This window comes from Pandoraea sputorum (genome assembly GCF_000814845.2).
Taxonomy (GTDB): domain Bacteria; phylum Pseudomonadota; class Gammaproteobacteria; order Burkholderiales; family Burkholderiaceae; genus Pandoraea; species Pandoraea sputorum.
Genome location: NZ_CP010431.2, coordinates 1,203,574 through 1,220,725 on the forward strand (window position 1 = coordinate 1,203,574; position 17,152 = coordinate 1,220,725).

The window sequence follows — 17,152 nt, forward strand, 5'->3', positions numbered from 1 at the left end:
GCATGGACGCGCGCGCTATGACTCAACCTCCCGAACGTCCCGAACGTCCGGAATGTGCTGAGCGTTCCGAATCGTCTGAAGCGCCAGAGGCACCGCGTGAGCAGACGTTACAAGTGGGCGACGTCACGCTCGCCTACCGTCTGCTCGGGCGTGGCTCTCGTGCGCTCGTTTGCATTCACGGCGTGGGCTCGTATCAGGAAGCGTGGGACGACGTGGCTGCTGCACTGGCCGACGATTTCCGCATCCTGACCTTCGACCTGCGCGGCCACGGCCGCTCGTCGCGGGTGAAGGGGCGATATGAGATCGACGACTTCGTGACCGACGTGCTGGCGCTGGCCGATCACGTGGGCTTCACCACGTTCGATCTGGCAGGCTTCTCGCTGGGCGGGCTGATTGCCCAGCGGCTTGCGCTGCTGCATCCGTCGCGGCTGCGCCGTCTGGTGTTGCTCGCGACGGTGTCGGGGCGCACCCGCGAGGAGCGTGAGCGTGTGCTGGCACGTCTTGCCGCGCTGCAAAGCGGTGAGCGCGGCGCGCATTACGACGCATCGCTCTCACGCTGGCTGACCGAGGATTTCCAGGCGAAGCACCCGGCGCGGATCGCCTACTTGCGAGAGCGCAACGCCCAGAACGACCCGGATTGCTACGCGTCGGCGTATCGCGTGCTGGCGGAGACGGATTTCGGCGGGTTCATCGATCAGATTCGCATGCCGACGCTCATCGTCACAGGCGAAGACGATCAGGGCTCGAACCCGCGCATGGCCCGATTCATGCATGAGTGCATCGTCGGCTCGCAGCTAGCCATCCTGCCGGGCATGCGGCACTCGATTCTGGTCGAGGCGTCGGGGCAGGTGGCGGATCTGATGCGGAATTTCCTCGCCGGTGACGGCGAGAACGCGGGCGCCAGCGAAGGAGCAGGGAGCGGAGCATGATTGTCGAAGAGCGCATTTACCGTATCCGGAACGGCTGCATGAGTCAGTACCTGAATCTCGTGCGTACTGAGGGATTGGCCATCCAGCAGCCCATTCTGGGGCATCTCGTCGGGTACTTCACGACCGATATCGGGCCGTTGAGTCAGGTGACGCATCTCTGGGCGTATCCCAGTCTGGACGAGCGGGCACGCCGGCGCGCGTCTCTCGCGCAGGACAAGCGTTGGCAGGCGTTCATTCCGCGTCTGTCCGAATTGATCGAGCAGGCAGAGAACCGCATTCTGATACCGACCGATTTTTCCCCGCTCACGGCGTTCGCGCCGCAGGCGCCCCAGGCAACTGCTGTAAAGGAATCATGGGAGAAAAGCCGTGACTGACCGACTGAGAATCGAAAACCTGTACAAGGTCTTCGCCGACAAGCCGGCGCGTGCGCTGGCCATGTTGCGCGATGGCAAACGCAAGTCCGACGTGCTCGAAGCGCTGGGCCAGGTCGTGGGCCTTGACGACGTGTCGCTGACCGTTCCCTCCGGCGCGATCTACATGATCATGGGGCTTTCGGGCTCGGGGAAATCGACGCTTGCGCGCTGCATCAACCGGCTCAACGAGCCGTCCGATGGCAGGATTCTGCTCGACGGTGAAGACATCTGCGCACTCGACGAACGCGGATTGCGCGAGGTGCGCCGCAATCGCATCTCGATGGTGTTCCAGCATTTCGCGTTGCTGCCGAATCGTCGTGTGATCGAAAACGTCGAGTTTGGCCTCAAGCTGCGCGGCATGCCGACGGCCGAGCGTCGTCGCCGGGCCGAGGAAGTGCTGAGCGTGGTTGGGCTGGCGCGTTGGGCATATCACATGCCGCACGAACTGAGCGGCGGCATGCGTCAGCGCGTGGGCCTCGCCCGCGCGCTTGCGACCGAAGCCGACGTGCTGATCATGGACGAGGCATTCAGCGCGCTCGATCCGCTGATTCGCACCGAGATGCAGGACGAATTGCTGCGACTCCAGCACACGCTCAACAAGACCATTCTTTTCATCACCCACGACTTTCAGGAAGCGCTCAAGCTCGGCACGCGCATCGCGATCATGGCCGACGGCCGCCTCGTACGCGAAGGCACACCGCAGCAGATCGTGCTGGAGCCGGGGAGTGACTACGTGGCGGCGTTCACACGCGACGTCGACCGCGCGCGGCTGTTCGATGCCCGCTCGGTCATGAAGCCGCTCGATGCTGCGCGCGACCCCAATCAGCGAATCGTTTGCGTGCCATCGGACATGCGTCTGGTGGACGTCGCCGCACGCGTGCGGTTTGACGAGCCGGTAGGCGTTACCGATGACGACGGCACGTTGATCGGCGTTCTGGATATGAATCAGCTACTTGCCCGGATCGGCACCGCTGCGGGCGCAGGAGACCACCATGCTTAATGCCGATCAACTCGCGGTATTCCCTATCGATCAATGGATTCAGGAAGGGGTGCAGTGGATGGCGATGCACATGCGTCCGCTGTTCCTGCTGATCAAATGGCCTGTCGAGCGGTTGCTGACCTTCAACGACAGTGTGATCCACGCCGCACCGTTTCCGGTGCTCGTCGTGATCGCCTTTCTGATTTGCTGGCGCCTGGCCAGCCTGAGCGTGGCGGTGTTCAGCGCGGTGGTGTTCGTGGCGATCGCCGTACTCGGTGTCTGGAACGAGGCGATGACGACGCTTTCGCTCATCATGACGGCGATCTTTTTCTGTGCGCTTATCGGCATTCCGATCGGCATCTGGAGCGCGCGCAGCGAACGCGTTTGGCTGGTGGTGCGGCCGGTGCTCGACATCATGCAGACCACACCGACGTTCGTGTATCTCGTGCCGGTGGTGATGCTCTTCGGCGTGGGCAATGTGCCCGGTGAAGTCGCTGTGGTGACCGCCGCGATGCCGCCGCTTATCCGTTTCACGCATCTGGGGATTCGCATGGTCGAGCACGAGATCGTGGAGGCGGGGCTCGCATTCGGTGCGGACAAGCGTCAACTGCTGTGGGAAGTGCAATTACCCCTGGCGATTCCGACCATTCTCGGCGGTTTGAACCAGACTGTGCTGACCGCGATGGTGATGTCGGTCGTGGTGGCGATGATCGGCGCAGAAGGTCTCGGGCTGGTGGTGCTGCAGGGACTGGGGCGCCTCGATGTGGGACGTGCGGCCGTAGGCGGCATCGCCATCGTGCTCCTCGCCATGATGCTCGATCGCTTCACGCAGAAGCTTGCGAGAACGCGGCCACGCGACCAGCAGACATTCCGTGCCGTCATCTGGCGCTTGTTTCGCGGGGAGCCGAGGCGGCAAGGCGGCGCCGGTGTGGGGCCGACGACGCAGGCAGACGCGCGAGAAGCCCTCTGAACGCGAGCACTGACCCTTTACCGCTGAAACCCGGTTTTGCAACAAATGGAAGGCTGGCCCTGACGACGGGGTGTTGACGTCAGGGACCGGCAGCCGTGCCCGCATGCGCACGTCAGGCGGGCCGATAAATCGACGATCCGATGGATCGAACAAGTCTTGGAGAGCAGCAATGAAAGGATTGGCAAAGGCTTTCGCCTCGTTCACGCTTTCGCTCGTCGCGGCGGGTGCGTTGCACGCGCAGACGCTTCCGGGCACGGGAAAGACGATTCGCTACGCGCAGAGCGATAGCTTCGGCGGGAATTACGTCGTCGCCCAGATCGTCTCGAAGGCATTCAAGGGGTTGGGCTACGACGTCAAGCTCAGCACGATGAACACCACGCTGTTCTTCCAGGCGGTCGCGCAGGGCGATATCGATATCGCGACCGACGTGAATTTCCCGCAGCGCGAGCCGGGCTTTCGCGCCGTGGCGGCACAGGCCATGGTGGTTGGCTCCGGGCTGATTTCGGGCGATGGCATCAACGGCTATCTCATCGACAAAAAGACGGCGCTGCAATATCACATCACCAGTCTTGAGCAGATGAAGGACCCTAAGATCGCCGGACTCTTCGGCAGGGACGGCAAGGCCGAGTTGATCAGTTGCGACCCGGGCTGGAGTTGTGGCGATGTCGTCGATTATCAGATCGACAAGTTCGGCCTGAAGCAGACGGTCAAGGCGGTGCGCGGCAAGTATGAAGCGCTGATGGTCGAGGCGGTGACGAAGATCAAACAGGGCAAGCCGGCGTTCTTCTATGCGTGGAGTCCGTCGTGGGTGACGAACGCGCTCGTGCCGGGCGCGGATGTTGTGTGGCTGCCGACGCCGGCAGACGCGCTGCCGCCGAACGTCCCGAACAAGGGCTCGGCGCTCGTGAACAACGTGGAGGGGTGTGCGGGTGGCGCGAATCCGTGCCGCATGGCGATGGCGTCGTGGAACTGGGGTTCGGTGGCGAATAAGCAGTTCGTCGCGGCAAATCCGGCCGTGAAGACGTTGATCGAGCAGATTCGCTTCCCGGGCAAGACGTGGTCGCAGTGGGAAGCCGTCATCAGCAAGGAAGGCGGTTCTCCGGCGCTGATCACGAAACTGTCGGATGAGTGGATTGCTGCCAACAAGGCACAGATGGATCAGTGGGTGGCGACGGCGCTCAAGGCGCATTGAGCGATGGCATGGCCGCTCCCGCGGCCTTGCATCGATACTCAGGACATGAGGAGAGCGTTCGATGAGTTCGGAACTGTTTGAAAGAGGGCTGAAGACACGCCGTGAGGTGCTGGGCAGCGAGTATGTGGACAAGTCGATTGCCTCGGCCGATGCGTTCAATCGTCCGATGCAGGAACTGGTCACGGAGTACTGCTGGGGGGAAATATGGAACCGCCCCGGACTGGACCGGCGTACCCGCAGTCTGCTCAACCTTGGCATGCTCACCGTCATGAACCGTCCGCACGAACTGAAGTTGCACGTGCGCGGCGCGTTGACCAACGGCGTGACGAAGGAAGAAATCACGGAGGTCTTCCTGCAAGCGGCGATCTACGCCGGTGTGCCTGCAGCGATCGATAGCTTCCGGGTGGCGCGGGAGGTTTTCGATACCCTGGCCGCCGAAGCCTGATCCCGAGAGGTCGTCAGGGACCGGTGACGATGTCTGCTAACGTCGTCACCCGACGCCGACGCCCATAGTTGTTCACCGCACAAATCTCATAGCAGTTGTAGCGGTTCGTCGCATCGCCAGTAGCAAACGTGTACGCCCGGCAAGGGTACAGGTTGCGGTTGTTACGTATCTCATTGATTTCACAGAATTTGTCTTGGCTGTCGGTCTCGCTGGTCCAGGGCTGAGTGAACCTATTTCACTATTTAGCCGATCTCGACAGCAGCATAAATCTCATCTCCGGGAATACCCCGCGTCTTGAAATCGTAAAACCCCGTCCCTATAATTAGCACTCGTTGGCACAGAGTGCTAACAACCATGAATTCACCATATATGCAAAAGCTTGCATATTTAGTTTTGACGATCTCACTGAGAGAAAGAGGAGCTTGTAATGAACCTTCGTCCCTTGCATGACCGCGTAATTGTCAAGCGCCTGGACAACGAAACGAAGACGGCTTCGGGCATCGTGATCCCGGAAGCCGCCGCCGAAAAGCCGGACCAGGGCGAGATCCTGGCCGTCGGCCCGGGCAAGCGCGATGATCAAGGCAAGTTGATCGCACTCGACGTGAAGGTGGGCGACCGCGTTCTGTTCGGCAAGTATGCCGGCCAAGGCGTGAAGGTCGACGGCCAGGAACTGCTGGTCATGCGCGAAGAAGACATCATGGCCGTCGTGGCCGCCTAAGACTGTCTGCCCCCAGACATCTACGTAAAGAATTCAAGGAGTTAATGCAATGGCAGCTAAAGAAGTCGTTTTCGGCGATGCCGCTCGTGCCAAGATGGTCGAGGGTGTCAACATCCTCGCCAACGCCGTCAAGGTGACCCTGGGCCCGAAGGGCCGTAACGTCGTGCTCGAGCGCAGCTTCGGCGGCCCGACCGTGACCAAGGACGGTGTGTCGGTCGCCAAGGAAATCGAACTCAAGGACAAGCTCCAGAACATGGGCGCGCAAATGGTCAAGGAAGTGGCTTCCAAGACCAGCGACAACGCCGGCGACGGTACCACCACCGCAACGGTGCTGGCTCAGTCGATCGTTCGCGAAGGCATGAAGTACGTTGCCTCGGGCATGAACCCGATGGACCTGAAGCGCGGTATCGACAAGGCTGTCGCCGCTGCTATCGAAGAACTGCGCAAGATCAGCAAGCCCTGCACCACGAACAAGGAAATCGCTCAAGTCGGCTCGATCTCGGCCAACAGCGACACCTCGATCGGTGACTACATTGCCAAGGCAATGGACAAGGTCGGCAAGGAAGGCGTGATCACCGTCGAAGACGGCAAGTCGCTGCAAGACGAGCTGGACGTCGTCGAAGGTATGCAATTCGACCGCGGCTACCTCTCGCCGTACTTCATCAACACCCCGGAAAAGCAAGTCGCGATCCTGGAGAACCCGTTCGTCCTGCTGTTCGACAAGAAGGTGTCGAACATCCGTGACCTGCTGCCGGTGCTCGAGCAAGTCGCCAAGGCTGGCCGTCCGCTGCTGATCATCGCTGAAGACGTCGAGGGCGAAGCCCTGGCAACGCTGGTGGTCAACAACATCCGTGGCATCCTGAAGACCTGCGCCGTCAAGGCTCCGGGCTTCGGCGACCGCCGCAAGGCCATGCTGGAAGACATCGCCATCCTGACGGGCGGCCAGGTCATCGCCGAAGAAATCGGCCTGACGCTGGAAAAGGCCACGCTGGCTGAGCTGGGTCAAGCCAAGCGCATCGAAATCGGCAAGGAAAACACCATCATCATCGATGGCGCCGGTGAAGCCGTGAACATCGAAGCGCGCGTCAAGCAGATCCGCGCCCAGATCGAAGAAGCCACCAGCGACTACGACCGTGAAAAGCTGCAAGAGCGCGTGGCCAAGCTGGCCGGCGGTGTTGCAGTGATCAAGGTCGGTGCTGCGACCGAAGTCGAAATGAAGGAAAAGAAGGCACGCGTGGAAGACGCGCTGCACGCTACCCGCGCTGCCGTGGAAGAAGGCATCGTCCCGGGCGGCGGTGTTGCGCTGCTGCGTGCTCGCGTGGCCGTGTCGGACCTCAAGGGTGCCAACGCCGACCAGGACGCCGGTATCAAGATCGTGCTGCGCGCGATGGAAGAGCCGCTGCGTCAGATCGTCACCAACGGTGGCGAAGAAGCCAGCGTCGTCGTGGCTAACGTTGTTGCAGGCAAGGGCAACTACGGCTACAACGCATCGTCGGGCGAGTACGGCGATCTGGTGGAGATGGGCGTTGTGGACCCGACCAAGGTCACCCGCACCGCACTGCAAAACGCCGCTTCGGTGTCGGGCCTGCTCCTGACGACCGACTGCGCCGTTGCCGAACTGCCGAAGGAAGATGCTCCGATGGCCGGCGGTATGGGCGACATGGGCGGTATGGGCGGCATGGGCATGGGCATGTAAGTCTCGCAAGAGACTGCATGACCGGGGTGCCGCGAGGTGCCCCGAATGCCCGGCTGTCGGGCTTTGCGCAAGGACCTTGGTCCGGGCGTCGAAGTCCGCGCCTGAAACGGCAACGAACGCTTCGGAATTCGTTGCCGTTTTTTTATGCGCGCTTCAATGGTCCTGATGCCAATGTCCCGATCAGCCGGATTTGATCGGCGAGGGCATTAGCGGCACCGTGGCCGCAATCTCGTCCTGCATCCAGTCCCAGAAGGCATGAATCGCCCGCTCGCGCGGATGATTCTCCCGCCAGCTCACGTGGTACTCCAGACTCGGCGGAATCCGCACGTCGCCGATCTGCACCAACTCCCCTGACGCCAGCGTGTCGCGCACCAGCAAGCTGCGTGCAGTGGCCACACCGTGTCCCGCCAGCGCTGCGCGCAATAGCAGCCCCGAATCGTCGAAGATCGGGCCGCGCGTTGGTTCATGCGGCGGCAATCCGGCGGCCACTTGCCAGTCGCGCCACGATCGGTAAGCGAAGCGCAGCATCGGCAGCTTAGGCGTATCCGCCACGGTGAAGCCCGGGACGGTAGCGATCAGTTGCGGGCTGCATACGGCGATCACGAAGTCGTCGAGCAGTTTTCGGGTGACGAACCCCGGCGTTTCCACGCGCTGATGCCAGATGCCGACGTCGACGGAATAGGGATCCGGGGCCGGGATGTCCGCATGAATGCGCACGACCAGATCGATGCCCGGGTGAAGTTTGCTGAAGCGGTCGAGCCGGGGAATCAGCCATTGCGCGGCCAGATCGGTCATCACGCTGATTTCCAGGCGGACGATGGCCGGCGTGGCGTCGGGCGTAATGCCCGCTTTGGCTTCGTTGATTGCCTCATCCAGTTCCGTCATGCCGATGCGTACCCGCTCGGCCAGACGTGCACCGACGCTCGTTGGAATCATCCGCGCGCCGACCCGCCGAAACAGCGCCGTGCCCAATTGCTGCTCCAGCGAGCGCATATGGTGGCTGACAGCACTGTGCGTCAAATTCAATTCCTCGGCGGCCCGGGTAAAGCTCCGATGACGCACGGCGGCCTCAAGCGCACGCAGGGATTGGAGGGGAGGGAGGTGTTGGAACATGATGTCAAATTCTACTCACAATGCGAGCACAAAGGTTTCGTTGGCTTCGCCGCGTCGTTGCACCGACAATCGATACCCAAGCTGATCTTAGGGTTTACTCCATGTCGAAAGCACTTCGGATTTTCGTGCTGTTCGCCTGCGGATACTTCGTCTCATACGTGTACCGCGGTGTGAACATCGGGTTTGCGCCGTTCATGACGCGCGACCTCGGTCTCTCGTCTGCCGATCTCGGTCTGCTCACGAGCCTCTATTTCCTCGGTTTTGCCGGTGCGCAATTGCCAGCGGGCGTGCTGCTCGACAAGTTCGGGCCGCGCCGGGTGTCGTCGCTGGTGTTGCTGCTCGCGGCGGTCGGTGCGGCGTTGTTCGGTCTGGCGCATGGCGTTGGCGCGCTGATGGTCGGGCGTCTGCTCATTGGCGTTGGCGTATCGGTGTGTCTGGGCAGCGCATTCAAGGCGCTGGCGCAGTGGTTTCCGGTGGCGCGTCTGCCGTTGCTCAACGGTCTGGTGATGGCCGTGGGCGGCATGGGCGGCGTGGTCGTCGGCACGCCGCTGAACTGGTTGCTCGGTCTGACGGACTGGCGCGTGGTGTCGTTCGGACTGGCGGCGCTCACAGTATTCATGTCCATCGCGCTTTGGTTCGGTGCACCGGAGAAGCCCGGTTCGCACGCACAGGGCGGCTTGTCGGAGGCGTTGCAGGGCGTGCGTCAGGTGCTCGGCAGCGCGATGTTCTGGAAGGTGACGTCGCTCTCGGGCATCACGCAGGGTGTGTTCTACGCGATGCAGTCGCTGTGGATGGCGCCGTTCATGCGCGACGTTGAAGGGGTGTCGGCGGCGCAGGCGGCATCGCTCGTGTCGGTGGTGGGGCTGGCGATGATGGCGGGCAGCGTCGTGTTCGGGGCGGCGGCTCGTTCGCTGGAGCGTCGCGGGGTGAGTGTGTTCGCTTTCTCCGGCGTCGGCATGGTGCTGTTCGTCGTGGTGCAGTTGCTGCTGATGCTGCGCACGCCGATTCCGCCGGTCTGGCTGTGGGCCGCTTACGGCATCTTCGGCGGCACGGGCATTTTGTCTTATGCCGTACTCGCGGAGTACTTCCACGGCACGCTGATCGGACGCGTCAACACGTCGCTCACCCTCGTCATCTTCCTGCTGATCTTCCTGTGCCAGGTTGGCGTGGGCGCGGTACTTGGTGCATACGCGGCGCACAGTCCGGACGGGCACTTCGCGGCGTGGACGGTGCTGGTCGTGCTGCAAGTCGTCGGTGCGGTGTGGTACTTCTGGCCGCAGCGCCAGAGCGTCGGCAAGGTCGCCGCGGCCTGATCCGCGACGGCTGCGGCAAAGTCACCGGACTGCCGCAGCATGCTGAATACGAAAAGGCTCGCCACGGCGAGCCTTTTTCTTTACGTCGAGATAACCCTCATTTCACGCCTTCCAGCACCTTAAGCCAGTCGCTTAGCCCGGACTCGACGTTAATGAGCGTCGCTCTGGTGAGCGGTGCGAGCATACGGTGTTCGTTGGCCACGTGCGCTTCGACGGCACGCTCGATCAGGGCGAAGCCATCGTCGGTTAGCTGGACGAGCGTGCTGCGCGCGTCGTCCGGGTTCGGTACGCGGGCGATCCAGCCTCGCGCTTCGAGACGCTGCAACCGGTGCGTCATGGTGCCCGACGTCACCATCAGCGTGGAGAAGAGCGCCGTCGGCGCGAGCCGATAAGGCGCGCCGGCGCGACGCAGCGTCGCGAGCATGTCGAACTCCCAGCCGCTCATATCGAACTCGGCGAACGTGGCGTCGAGCTGCTGCTGGACGAGCGCCGCGCAACGCTTGAGTCGGCCGATCACGCCCATGGGCGAGACATCCAGATCCGGACGCTCGCGATGCCATTGTGCGAGGATGCTGTCGACCGCGTCGCCGCTCCTCTCACTCCCCGCATTCCCCTCAGTCCCCGTTGAACGCTTCGACATGCCACTGACTCCTTTTATCTTGACATCAAGACAAAAGGATACCAAACTTCGATTTATCTTGAATTGAAGATAAATTGCGATGACCCGAATTTCTGCGCAGACGACAAGCACCGCGTGGCTGGATGTGATCGTCACAGCACTCGCCCCGATGATCTGGGGATCGACCTACATCGTGACGACGCAGGTGTTGCCCCCCGACCGACCGTTTACGGCTGCGCTGATTCGCGTGCTGCCCTCGGGATTGCTGCTGTTGCTCTACGCGCGCAGCCGGCCTGCGCGCGGCGACTGGGCGCGATTGCTGACGCTCTCCGCTCTGAACATCGGCGCATTCCAGGCGCTGCTGTTTGTCGCGGCCTATCGGCTGCCGGGCGGTCTGGCGGCGGTCGTCGGCGCGATTCAGCCTTTGCTGGTCATGGGGCTGGCGTGGGGCGTGGATCGGCGGCGGCCGCTGATGACGACAGTGTGGGCGGCGATTGCCGGTGTCGTCGGGATGGGCGTCCTACTGCTTTCGCCTGGGACGGTGTTCGAGCCGGTCGGCATTGCGGCGGCGCTTGCTGGCGCGGCCTGCATGGCGGCAGGCACTTATCTGACGCGCCGCTGGCGACTGAGCATGCCGGTGCTGGCGCTCACCGGCTGGCAACTGTTGCTGGGTGGTTTGATGCTGACGCCGGTAGCGTTGTTGGCGGACCCGCCGCTGCCGTCACTCACAGGGTGGCAGACGGCTGGCTATGTCTATCTGTCGATGGCGGGGGCGTTGCTGGCGTATGCGTTGTGGTTTCGCGGCATCGCGCGTCTTGCGCCGGTGGCGGTGTCGTCACTGGGTTTGCTCAGTCCGTTGACTGCCGTCGTACTCGGCTGGGTGCTGCTCGGTCAGGCGATCAAAGGGCTGGCATTCGTGGGACTTGCGATGGTCTTCGCGAGCATTCTGGCGGTGCAGTGGACGGCGTCGAGGACGTGATCGCTTCGCGGGTCCTGTCCGGGCCGCCGTCCGATGTGCGGTGTGCGGTGTGCGTGCGACGATGTCGCCGATACCGTGATTACTCCGCTGCCACCCAATCCCCCGACTTGCCGCCGTGCTTCTCCAGCACGCGAACGTCGGTCATCGTCATGCCGCGATCCACGGCCTTGCACATGTCGTAAATCGTCAGCAGACCGACTTGCACGGCGGTGAGGGCTTCCATCTCGACGCCGGTGCGCCCGATGGTCTCGACCTGCGCGCGGCAGTGCACGGCATTCGCGCCGTCGTCGACGAGAAACTCGACCGTCACGCGCGTGAGGGCCAGCGGGTGGCACAGCGGAATCAGATCGGCCGTGCGCTTGGCGCCTTGAATGGCCGCGATGCGGGCGATGCCCAGCACGTCGCCCTTCTTGGCCGTGCCGGTGCGAATGAGCGCCAGCGTTTCCGGCTTCATGCGGATGGTGCCGCGCGCCACTGCGATGCGGTGCGTGCTGTCCTTGCTGCCGACGTCAACCATGTGGGCCTGTCCGGCGGTGTCGAAGTGGGTGAGTTCTGCCATGAGTCGATGCTGAGAAAGTGCGGGAAATCAGTCTGAAATCGTGCGAGATCGTGCGGACCGCACCTGCGCTGTGTCTGCGCCGTGCCTGTGTATTCGCCGCTGCGCCTCTGTTTTTATCGTTCGGGCGACGGTGCGGAACGTCCGCGTCTGGCTGCTATCATAGCAGCAGCCTCGAATGATCAGCGCCACGCTGCGCCCACGCCCATGACGTCCATGCCGACGCACGCCCGTCATCCCAACCCCCTCGATTCAAGCGCATACGGCGTCGCCCGCTGGCGGCGCATCGTCGCCGTTTTGATGCTGCCGGTGATGACGGCAACGACGTTCGCCACCGCCGTCATTCCGACGCAAGCGCTCGCGCAGGGCTTGCCCACGCTCGGTCAAAGTTCGGCTGCCGATCTTTCGCCTGCGATGGAGCGCAAGCTGGGGGAGCGCGTGATGCGCGAGATCCGCGCCGATCCCGATTACGTCAACGATCTGCTGCTCTCCGACTACGTCAATGCGCTGGGCAGCAAGCTTGTCTCGGCGACCCGCAAGGTCGGCATCGACGCGAGCCAGAGCTTCGAGTTCTTCGTCGTACGCGACGCCGCGATCAACGCCTTCTCGCTGCCCGGCGGCTTCATCGGCATCAACACCGGGCTGATCGTCACCACGCGGACCGAGTCGGAACTCGCCTCCGTGGTCGGGCACGAGACGGGGCACGTCCTTCAGCATCACATCGCACGCATGCTAGGCCAGCAGGCGCAAAACTCGTGGATTGCGCTGGGCGGCCTGCTGCTGGGCTTGCTGGCCGGTATCGGCGCGCGCAGCTCGGATCTTGGGATGGGCATCGCCATGGGTGGGCAAGGGCTGGCCGTCGACCGTCAACTGCGGTTCTCGCGCGACGCGGAGCGCGAGGCCGATCGCGTCGGCTTCCAGTTATTGCAGGCTGCCGGTTTCGACACGTATGCCATGCCGACATTCTTCGAGCGTCTGCAACGCGCCGACTCGATCAACGAGGCCGGTGTGCCGGAATACGTGCGGACTCACCCGCTCACGACCGAGCGCATTGCCGACATGCTCAACCGCTCGCGCACCGCCGGTTATCGTCAGCCGGAGCAGTCGCCGGAATACGCGTTCGTGCGTGCGCGCTCGCTGGTCCTGCAGCAGAAGTCGGCGAGCGATTTTGCGGCCATTGCCGACGCGCAACGTACCGCGATCAGAACGCAGACCGCACCGAACGTGGCGGGGGCATGGTATGCGGTGGCGCTGGCCGAAGTGAAGCAACGACGCTGGGAACCCGCGCGCGACGCGCTTGAGCGCGCCCGCACTGCCTTCGGCGGCACCGGGCCGGGCACGCCGAGTCTGGCAGTGCTGGCGTCGGACATCGCAAGGTTGTCGGGCAAGCCCGACGAAGCGCTTCGGATCGCCACGCAGGCGCGCGCGGCCTTCCCGCTGTCACAGGCGGCGGATATGGCCTATGCCGATGCGCTTATCGCCAGCCAGCGCGTTCCCGAAGCCACGAAGTTCCTGCAATCGCAGGTCGAACGCTATCGCAGCGAGCCGATCTGGTGGCGTGCATTGGCTGGCGCATGGGCGGCGGGCGGCAAACGGGCGCGTCAGCATGAGGCGCTCGCCGAGCAATATGCGCTGCAAGGTCAGTGGATGGCGGCGGTGAGTCAGCTCAAGCTCGCGCGCGACGCCGGGGATGCCGATTTCTACGAACTGTCGACCATCGACGCGAAACTGCACGAGTTCCAGCGCCGGTACAAGGAAGACAAGGAAGACGAGAAGGAATTCAACAAGCAGTTCGGCTGACGGGCGCTCAGGGCGTCCCGTCGCGAAGTCTGTCGGCGCGTGGCCGAAAATCAGGCCGCCGGTGCCTGAGGATCCCGCTCGAAGCCGTACGTCTGCGGCAACGTGCCCGCGTGAACGATGGACAGCGGCAGCGAGTCTTCATTGCGCCAATGCAGGCGCACCGCGGCCTTCGCGTCCGCCGTGTCGTCAGCCGTCTCTGCCACTTCGAACGCCTGCGCCAGATCCGACACCTGCGTGAGCAGATCGATATCGTGATCGTGCAGCAGCGCCAGCGGCGCGGTCGCGTCCCCAACACCCTTCGTCCCCACAAAGGCGACGCTGCCATCCTCATCAAGCAGACAGGCCTGTGGCACGAACGTTTTGCCCAGTTGATCCGTCAGCACAGGGGCGCCCTGTCCGTCGTTCGCTGCGGCGTCCCACGTGAGGCGCACCACGAACGGTGCGTAAGCCAGCGAGACGTACACGCGTTGCGGGCCGTTCTGGAAGTACCAGCGGCCCGCGTCGTCGCTGGCGTAATTGCGGGCGATGAACGCAATCAGCGCGGTATGTCGAATCGGGTCGCCAGCCGTGCCTTGTGCCTGCGCCTGCTCGTCGCGCATGCGCCACTGGCCGCGACGATCGAGTGCGAGCCAGCCGTAGCAGTGCGGCACATTGGGCCATTTGGCCATCGCCTGTCGAACGATCTCATCCATTAGGTAGGAGCCCTTAACGTGTGTTGGTGGTGTGCCGACGCCCAGAATAATCGTCGTTCGGCCGTCGTTCAGCGCTCGACAGCAGACGGCAGAAACTGACGGAAGTAGTCTACGACGGTATGCGGCATCCACGTCAGCCCACCCGGAAACGGCCCGCTCATGAAGCCGACGTGTCCGCCATGCGCCGGTTGCAGCAGTTGGACGAAGCGGCCGACGTCGCCTTCCCCCGGCAAGGCGCTGGCGGGTTGGAACGGGTCGTTGCGGGCGTTGATGACGAGCGTGGGGACTTCGATGGCGGGCAGAATCGGCTTGCTCGACGCCCGCGTGTAGTAGTCGAACGCGCTGTGATAGCCGTGCAGCGGCGCGGTGACGACGTGATCGAATTCGCCGAGATCGCGCGCGGCCATCATCAGATTGCGGTCGTAAAGCCCGGGGTACTGATCGAGCTTGGCGAGCGCCTTCTTCTTGAGCGTGCCGAGGAAGTTGCGCGTGTAGACCATGTTGAAGCCATGCGAGAGCGCCAGACCGCCCGCACGCAGATCGAGCGGGGCGGAGATCGCGCAGGCCGCGCTGACGACTTGCGTCGCGTGCCCCTCGCGCTCGCCGAGCCAGCGCAGGAGTACATTGCCGCCGAGCGACACGCCCGCCGCAAAGATGGGCCCGGACGTATGGGCACGCAGGCGTTGCAGCATCCAGTCGATTTCGGTGCTGTCGCCGGAGTGATAGAAGCGCGGGGCGCGGTTCATGCGTCCGCTGCAACTGCGAAAGTGGGGAATCACGCCGCGCCAGCCCTGCGCTTGCACCTCGCGCATCAGGGTGCGGGCGTAATGGCTGCCCGAACTCCCTTCCAGACCGTGGAACAGCACGACCAGCGGTGTTTCGACGAGACCGTCGGGGGCGGGCGGGGATTTCTGCGAGGCGGGCGGTGCGACCAGCCAGTCGACGTCGACGAAATCGCCGTCGGGCGTGTCCCAGGTCTCGCGACGGAACTCGACCGACGGGCGGCGGCCCAGCAGCGCGGGATAGATCGTCTGGCTGTGGCCGTCCGGCAGCCACCGGGGCGGCCGGTAATCCTTAGGCAGAAAGACGGCCGGGCGCGCTGTCATGCGAACACCGTACGGCTTAGTGCAGCCCGTCCGGACGCGCGTGCATCATCAGGCTGAATTGCTCGACGGCATGCGGCGGCAGGGGGCTTGAGTGGATGTGGGCGAAGCGCCAGTCGCCTTGCTCGTGCACGAGCACGTAGGTCGTGTGGATGAGCTGGGCGGTCGTTTGCCCGGCGTCTTCCTTGCCCACGCGGATGGCTTCGGTCGCAGTGTGCACGACCGTGCCGACGGTGTCGTACTCGGTCGTATCGAGCGAGTCGATCAGCACGACGCTCTGTGCGAACTGGGCGACGAGGCCGCTGCGGATCTGCTCAAGGCCATCCCAGCGCGTGCCGTCGGCGCGAATGTAGCTGACGAAATCCTCGTTCGCCCAGAGCGTCATCGCGCGATCCGTCTGACCACGGCGCAGCGCGTCATAAAAGGCCGTGATGGTTTCACTGGCGGCATCGAACAGACGGACAAAACGTGGCATGAGGATTTACCGTTGAGTGTTACCGGGATCGAACCGAAAGCTTGCCGTGCGCGGCGCTCAGCGCTGCGTCAGCAGAATGTTGCGCAGATTCGCGAACACATGCTCGGGCATCAACTCGTTCAGGCAGCGTGTATGACCCAGCGGACATTCGCGGGCAAAACACGGGCTGCACTCCAATTGTAGCCACAGGATGTGCGCCTGCTCGGACAACGGCGGCGTGTGGCGCGGATCGGACGAACCGAACAAGGCGATCTGCGGGCGGCGCAGGGCGGCTGTCACATGCATCAGGCCGGAATCGTTGCTCACCACGGCGTTCGCGCGTGCGAGCAGGGCGCAGGCCTCGGCCAGCGACGTCTGCCCGCAAAGATTGCGCACGAACGGCGCGTCGGCGGCAATTTGCTGGGCCAGTGCACCGTCCTTGCCCGAACCGAGCGCGACGATCTGCGCATACGGGAACGAGCGGCGCACCAATTGCGCGAGTTGCGCAAAGTGCCCTGGCGGCCAGCGCTTGGCCGGTCCGAACTCGGCACCCGGGCAGAACACCACGAGCGGCACGCGCAGATCGAGGCCGAAGCGCGCGAACACGCGGGCTGATTCGTTCAGGTCGGCTTCGATGCGCGGCGTCGGCAGTGTTTCCGGCAGCTTGGCACCCGGGGCGAACGCGAGCGCAGCGTAATGCCGCACCATCGGTGGGCGCTCGTCTTTGCGCGGATTGGCGTGACGCACGTTGAGCAGGCCGTAGCGCTGCTCGCCCTTGTAGCCGATGCGCAACGGAATGCGCGCCAGCCACGGAATCAGAGACGACTTCAGGGAATTCGGCAGCACATAGGCAGCGTCGTACCCCTCGTCGGCCAGCACGCTCGCGAGCCGGTAGCGCTCGAGGGGCTGCAATTTGCCGTGCGCGAGGTCGGTGGCGACGACGCGCGAAATCTCCGGCATGCGTTCGAGCACCGGGGCGACCCAGCCGGGCGCGATCGCGTCGATGGTCAGACGCGGATGCAGACGCTTGAGCAGGGTAAACAACGGCTGCGCCATCAGCGCGTCCCCAATCCAGTTGGGGGCGATCACCAAGGCTTTATGCATCGTGGCGGAGACTCAATTCGTTAAGCGTGGCGATGAAACGAGCCCGGCGGTCGGGCCGTTTCACGAGGAAGACGGAC

18 protein-coding genes are annotated in these 17,152 nt (G+C 63.6%); 11 read left to right on the plus strand and 7 right to left on the minus strand.

Translation table 11 applies throughout. The features are described 5' to 3' along the window. Positions 1 to 17 precede the first annotated feature (17 nt). From NA29_RS05460 to groL, 8 genes are all read left to right on the plus strand, one after another. Positions 18 to 929 (plus strand): alpha/beta fold hydrolase, encoded by a 912-nt coding sequence (locus NA29_RS05460; RefSeq protein ID WP_084104169.1) that lies wholly within the window; start codon positions 18 to 20, stop codon positions 927 to 929. Beyond that, positions 926 to 1,303, plus strand: a complete 378-nt coding sequence (locus NA29_RS05465) for an NIPSNAP family protein (RefSeq protein ID WP_039396554.1) — start codon at positions 926 to 928, stop codon at positions 1,301 to 1,303. The genes NA29_RS05460 and NA29_RS05465 overlap by 4 nt, the downstream gene beginning before the upstream one ends. Beyond that, entirely contained in the window at positions 1,296 to 2,342 is a 1,047-nt protein-coding gene (locus NA29_RS05470) for a quaternary amine ABC transporter ATP-binding protein (protein WP_039396556.1), read from the plus strand. The genes NA29_RS05465 and NA29_RS05470 overlap by 8 nt, the downstream gene beginning before the upstream one ends. Next, entirely contained in the window at positions 2,335 to 3,291 is a 957-nt protein-coding gene (locus NA29_RS05475; protein ID WP_039396559.1) for an ABC transporter permease, read from the plus strand. Before NA29_RS05470 ends, NA29_RS05475 begins: the two co-directional genes overlap by 8 nt. Positions 3,292 to 3,460: 169 nt before the next feature. Beyond that, positions 3,461 to 4,483, plus strand: coding sequence for a glycine betaine/L-proline ABC transporter substrate-binding protein ProX (proX, locus tag NA29_RS05480; RefSeq protein ID WP_039396562.1), 1,023 nt, complete (start codon positions 3,461 to 3,463; stop codon positions 4,481 to 4,483). A 61-nt stretch (positions 4,484 to 4,544) separates the two neighbouring features. Next, positions 4,545 to 4,928: a carboxymuconolactone decarboxylase family protein gene (locus NA29_RS05485; protein ID WP_039396565.1), complete on the plus strand. Its 384-nt coding sequence runs from the start codon at positions 4,545 to 4,547 to the stop codon at positions 4,926 to 4,928. A 427-nt stretch (positions 4,929 to 5,355) separates the two neighbouring features. After that, positions 5,356 to 5,646 (plus strand): co-chaperone GroES, encoded by a 291-nt coding sequence (locus NA29_RS05490; RefSeq protein ID WP_039396568.1) that lies wholly within the window; start codon positions 5,356 to 5,358, stop codon positions 5,644 to 5,646. A 49-nt stretch (positions 5,647 to 5,695) separates the two neighbouring features. Next, a complete protein-coding gene (gene groL / locus NA29_RS05495) occupies positions 5,696 to 7,342 on the plus strand; it encodes a chaperonin GroEL (protein WP_039396571.1) in 1,647 nt (548 codons plus the stop codon). A 180-nt stretch (positions 7,343 to 7,522) separates the two neighbouring features. On the opposite strand, the gene NA29_RS05500 is transcribed toward groL, so the two are convergent. Continuing rightward, a complete protein-coding gene (locus NA29_RS05500) occupies positions 7,523 to 8,455 on the minus strand; it encodes a LysR substrate-binding domain-containing protein (RefSeq protein WP_039396574.1) in 933 nt (310 codons plus the stop codon). A 101-nt stretch (positions 8,456 to 8,556) separates the two neighbouring features. Here NA29_RS05500 and NA29_RS05505 point away from each other — a divergent pair, with 101 nt between their 5' ends. Further along, on the plus strand, positions 8,557 to 9,768 hold the full coding sequence (locus NA29_RS05505) for an MFS transporter (RefSeq protein ID WP_039396578.1): 1,212 nt from the start codon (positions 8,557 to 8,559) through the stop codon (positions 9,766 to 9,768). Positions 9,769 to 9,865: 97 nt separating this feature from the next. Here NA29_RS05505 and NA29_RS05510 read toward each other — a convergent pair whose 3' ends face one another. Then, positions 9,866 to 10,408 carry a MarR family winged helix-turn-helix transcriptional regulator gene (locus NA29_RS05510; protein ID WP_052252549.1) on the minus strand — a complete coding sequence of 181 codons (543 nt, stop codon included), beginning with the start codon at positions 10,406 to 10,408 and terminating at the stop codon, positions 9,866 to 9,868. Positions 10,409 to 10,487: 79 nt separating this feature from the next. On the opposite strand from NA29_RS05510, the gene NA29_RS05515 reads away from it, so the two are divergent. Then, the gene (locus NA29_RS05515) at positions 10,488 to 11,366 is read left to right on the plus strand and encodes an EamA family transporter (RefSeq protein ID WP_039396581.1); all 879 of its coding nucleotides are present in this window, start codon (positions 10,488 to 10,490) and stop codon (positions 11,364 to 11,366) included. Between the two features lie 79 nt (positions 11,367 to 11,445). On the opposite strand, the gene moaC is transcribed toward NA29_RS05515, so the two are convergent. Beyond that, on the minus strand, positions 11,446 to 11,925 hold the full coding sequence (gene moaC, locus NA29_RS05520; RefSeq protein WP_039396584.1) for a cyclic pyranopterin monophosphate synthase MoaC: 480 nt from the start codon (positions 11,923 to 11,925) through the stop codon (positions 11,446 to 11,448). 204 nt (positions 11,926 to 12,129) lie between these two features. On the opposite strand from moaC, the gene NA29_RS05525 reads away from it, so the two are divergent. Further along, positions 12,130 to 13,722 (plus strand): M48 family metalloprotease, encoded by a 1,593-nt coding sequence (locus tag NA29_RS05525; protein WP_224786858.1) that lies wholly within the window; start codon positions 12,130 to 12,132, stop codon positions 13,720 to 13,722. A gap of 50 nt (positions 13,723 to 13,772) precedes the next feature. Here the strand turns inward: NA29_RS05525 and NA29_RS05530 are convergent, their stop codons facing one another. From NA29_RS05530 to waaF, 4 genes are all read right to left on the minus strand, one after another. Further along, positions 13,773 to 14,414 carry a DUF2946 family protein gene (locus tag NA29_RS05530; protein ID WP_039396588.1) on the minus strand — a complete coding sequence of 214 codons (642 nt, stop codon included), beginning with the start codon at positions 14,412 to 14,414 and terminating at the stop codon, positions 13,773 to 13,775. 68 nt (positions 14,415 to 14,482) lie between these two features. Continuing rightward, positions 14,483 to 15,520 carry a YheT family hydrolase gene (locus NA29_RS05535; protein ID WP_039396591.1) on the minus strand — a complete coding sequence of 346 codons (1,038 nt, stop codon included), beginning with the start codon at positions 15,518 to 15,520 and terminating at the stop codon, positions 14,483 to 14,485. A gap of 16 nt (positions 15,521 to 15,536) precedes the next feature. After that, positions 15,537 to 15,992: a nuclear transport factor 2 family protein gene (locus NA29_RS05540; RefSeq protein ID WP_046292789.1), complete on the minus strand. Its 456-nt coding sequence runs from the start codon at positions 15,990 to 15,992 to the stop codon at positions 15,537 to 15,539. Positions 15,993 to 16,049: 57 nt separating this feature from the next. Then, positions 16,050 to 17,075 (minus strand): lipopolysaccharide heptosyltransferase II, encoded by a 1,026-nt coding sequence (gene waaF / locus NA29_RS05545; protein ID WP_039396594.1) that lies wholly within the window; start codon positions 17,073 to 17,075, stop codon positions 16,050 to 16,052. Positions 17,076 to 17,152 lie beyond the last annotated feature (77 nt).

Excerpts from the sequence above, each read along its gene's own strand:
- NA29_RS05485 (WP_039396565.1), top strand. The coding sequence starts at position 4,545 with ATGAGTTCGGAACTGTTTGAAAGAGGGCTGAAGACACGCCGTGAGGTG.
- NA29_RS05510 (WP_052252549.1), bottom strand. The coding sequence starts at position 10,408 with ATGTCGAAGCGTTCAACGGGGACTGAGGGGAATGCGGGGAGTGAGAGG.
- NA29_RS05465 (WP_039396554.1), top strand. The coding sequence starts at position 926 with ATGATTGTCGAAGAGCGCATTTACCGTATCCGGAACGGCTGCATGAGT.
- NA29_RS05500 (WP_039396574.1), bottom strand. The coding sequence starts at position 8,455 with ATGTTCCAACACCTCCCTCCCCTCCAATCCCTGCGTGCGCTTGAGGCC.
- NA29_RS05460 (WP_084104169.1), top strand. The coding sequence starts at position 18 with ATGACTCAACCTCCCGAACGTCCCGAACGTCCGGAATGTGCTGAGCGT.
- NA29_RS05525 (WP_224786858.1), top strand. The coding sequence starts at position 12,130 with ATGACGTCCATGCCGACGCACGCCCGTCATCCCAACCCCCTCGATTCA.
- NA29_RS05505 (WP_039396578.1), top strand. The coding sequence starts at position 8,557 with ATGTCGAAAGCACTTCGGATTTTCGTGCTGTTCGCCTGCGGATACTTC.
- moaC (WP_039396584.1), bottom strand. The coding sequence starts at position 11,925 with ATGGCAGAACTCACCCACTTCGACACCGCCGGACAGGCCCACATGGTT.
- NA29_RS05490 (WP_039396568.1), top strand. The coding sequence starts at position 5,356 with ATGAACCTTCGTCCCTTGCATGACCGCGTAATTGTCAAGCGCCTGGAC.
- NA29_RS05515 (WP_039396581.1), top strand. The coding sequence starts at position 10,488 with ATGACCCGAATTTCTGCGCAGACGACAAGCACCGCGTGGCTGGATGTG.
- NA29_RS05535 (WP_039396591.1), bottom strand. The coding sequence starts at position 15,520 with ATGACAGCGCGCCCGGCCGTCTTTCTGCCTAAGGATTACCGGCCGCCC.
- waaF (WP_039396594.1), bottom strand. The coding sequence starts at position 17,075 with ATGCATAAAGCCTTGGTGATCGCCCCCAACTGGATTGGGGACGCGCTG.
- NA29_RS05530 (WP_039396588.1), bottom strand. The coding sequence starts at position 14,414 with ATGGATGAGATCGTTCGACAGGCGATGGCCAAATGGCCCAATGTGCCG.
- proX (WP_039396562.1), top strand. The coding sequence starts at position 3,461 with ATGAAAGGATTGGCAAAGGCTTTCGCCTCGTTCACGCTTTCGCTCGTC.
- NA29_RS05540 (WP_046292789.1), bottom strand. The coding sequence starts at position 15,992 with ATGCCACGTTTTGTCCGTCTGTTCGATGCCGCCAGTGAAACCATCACG.
- groL (WP_039396571.1), top strand. The coding sequence starts at position 5,696 with ATGGCAGCTAAAGAAGTCGTTTTCGGCGATGCCGCTCGTGCCAAGATG.
- NA29_RS05475 (WP_039396559.1), top strand. The coding sequence starts at position 2,335 with ATGCTTAATGCCGATCAACTCGCGGTATTCCCTATCGATCAATGGATT.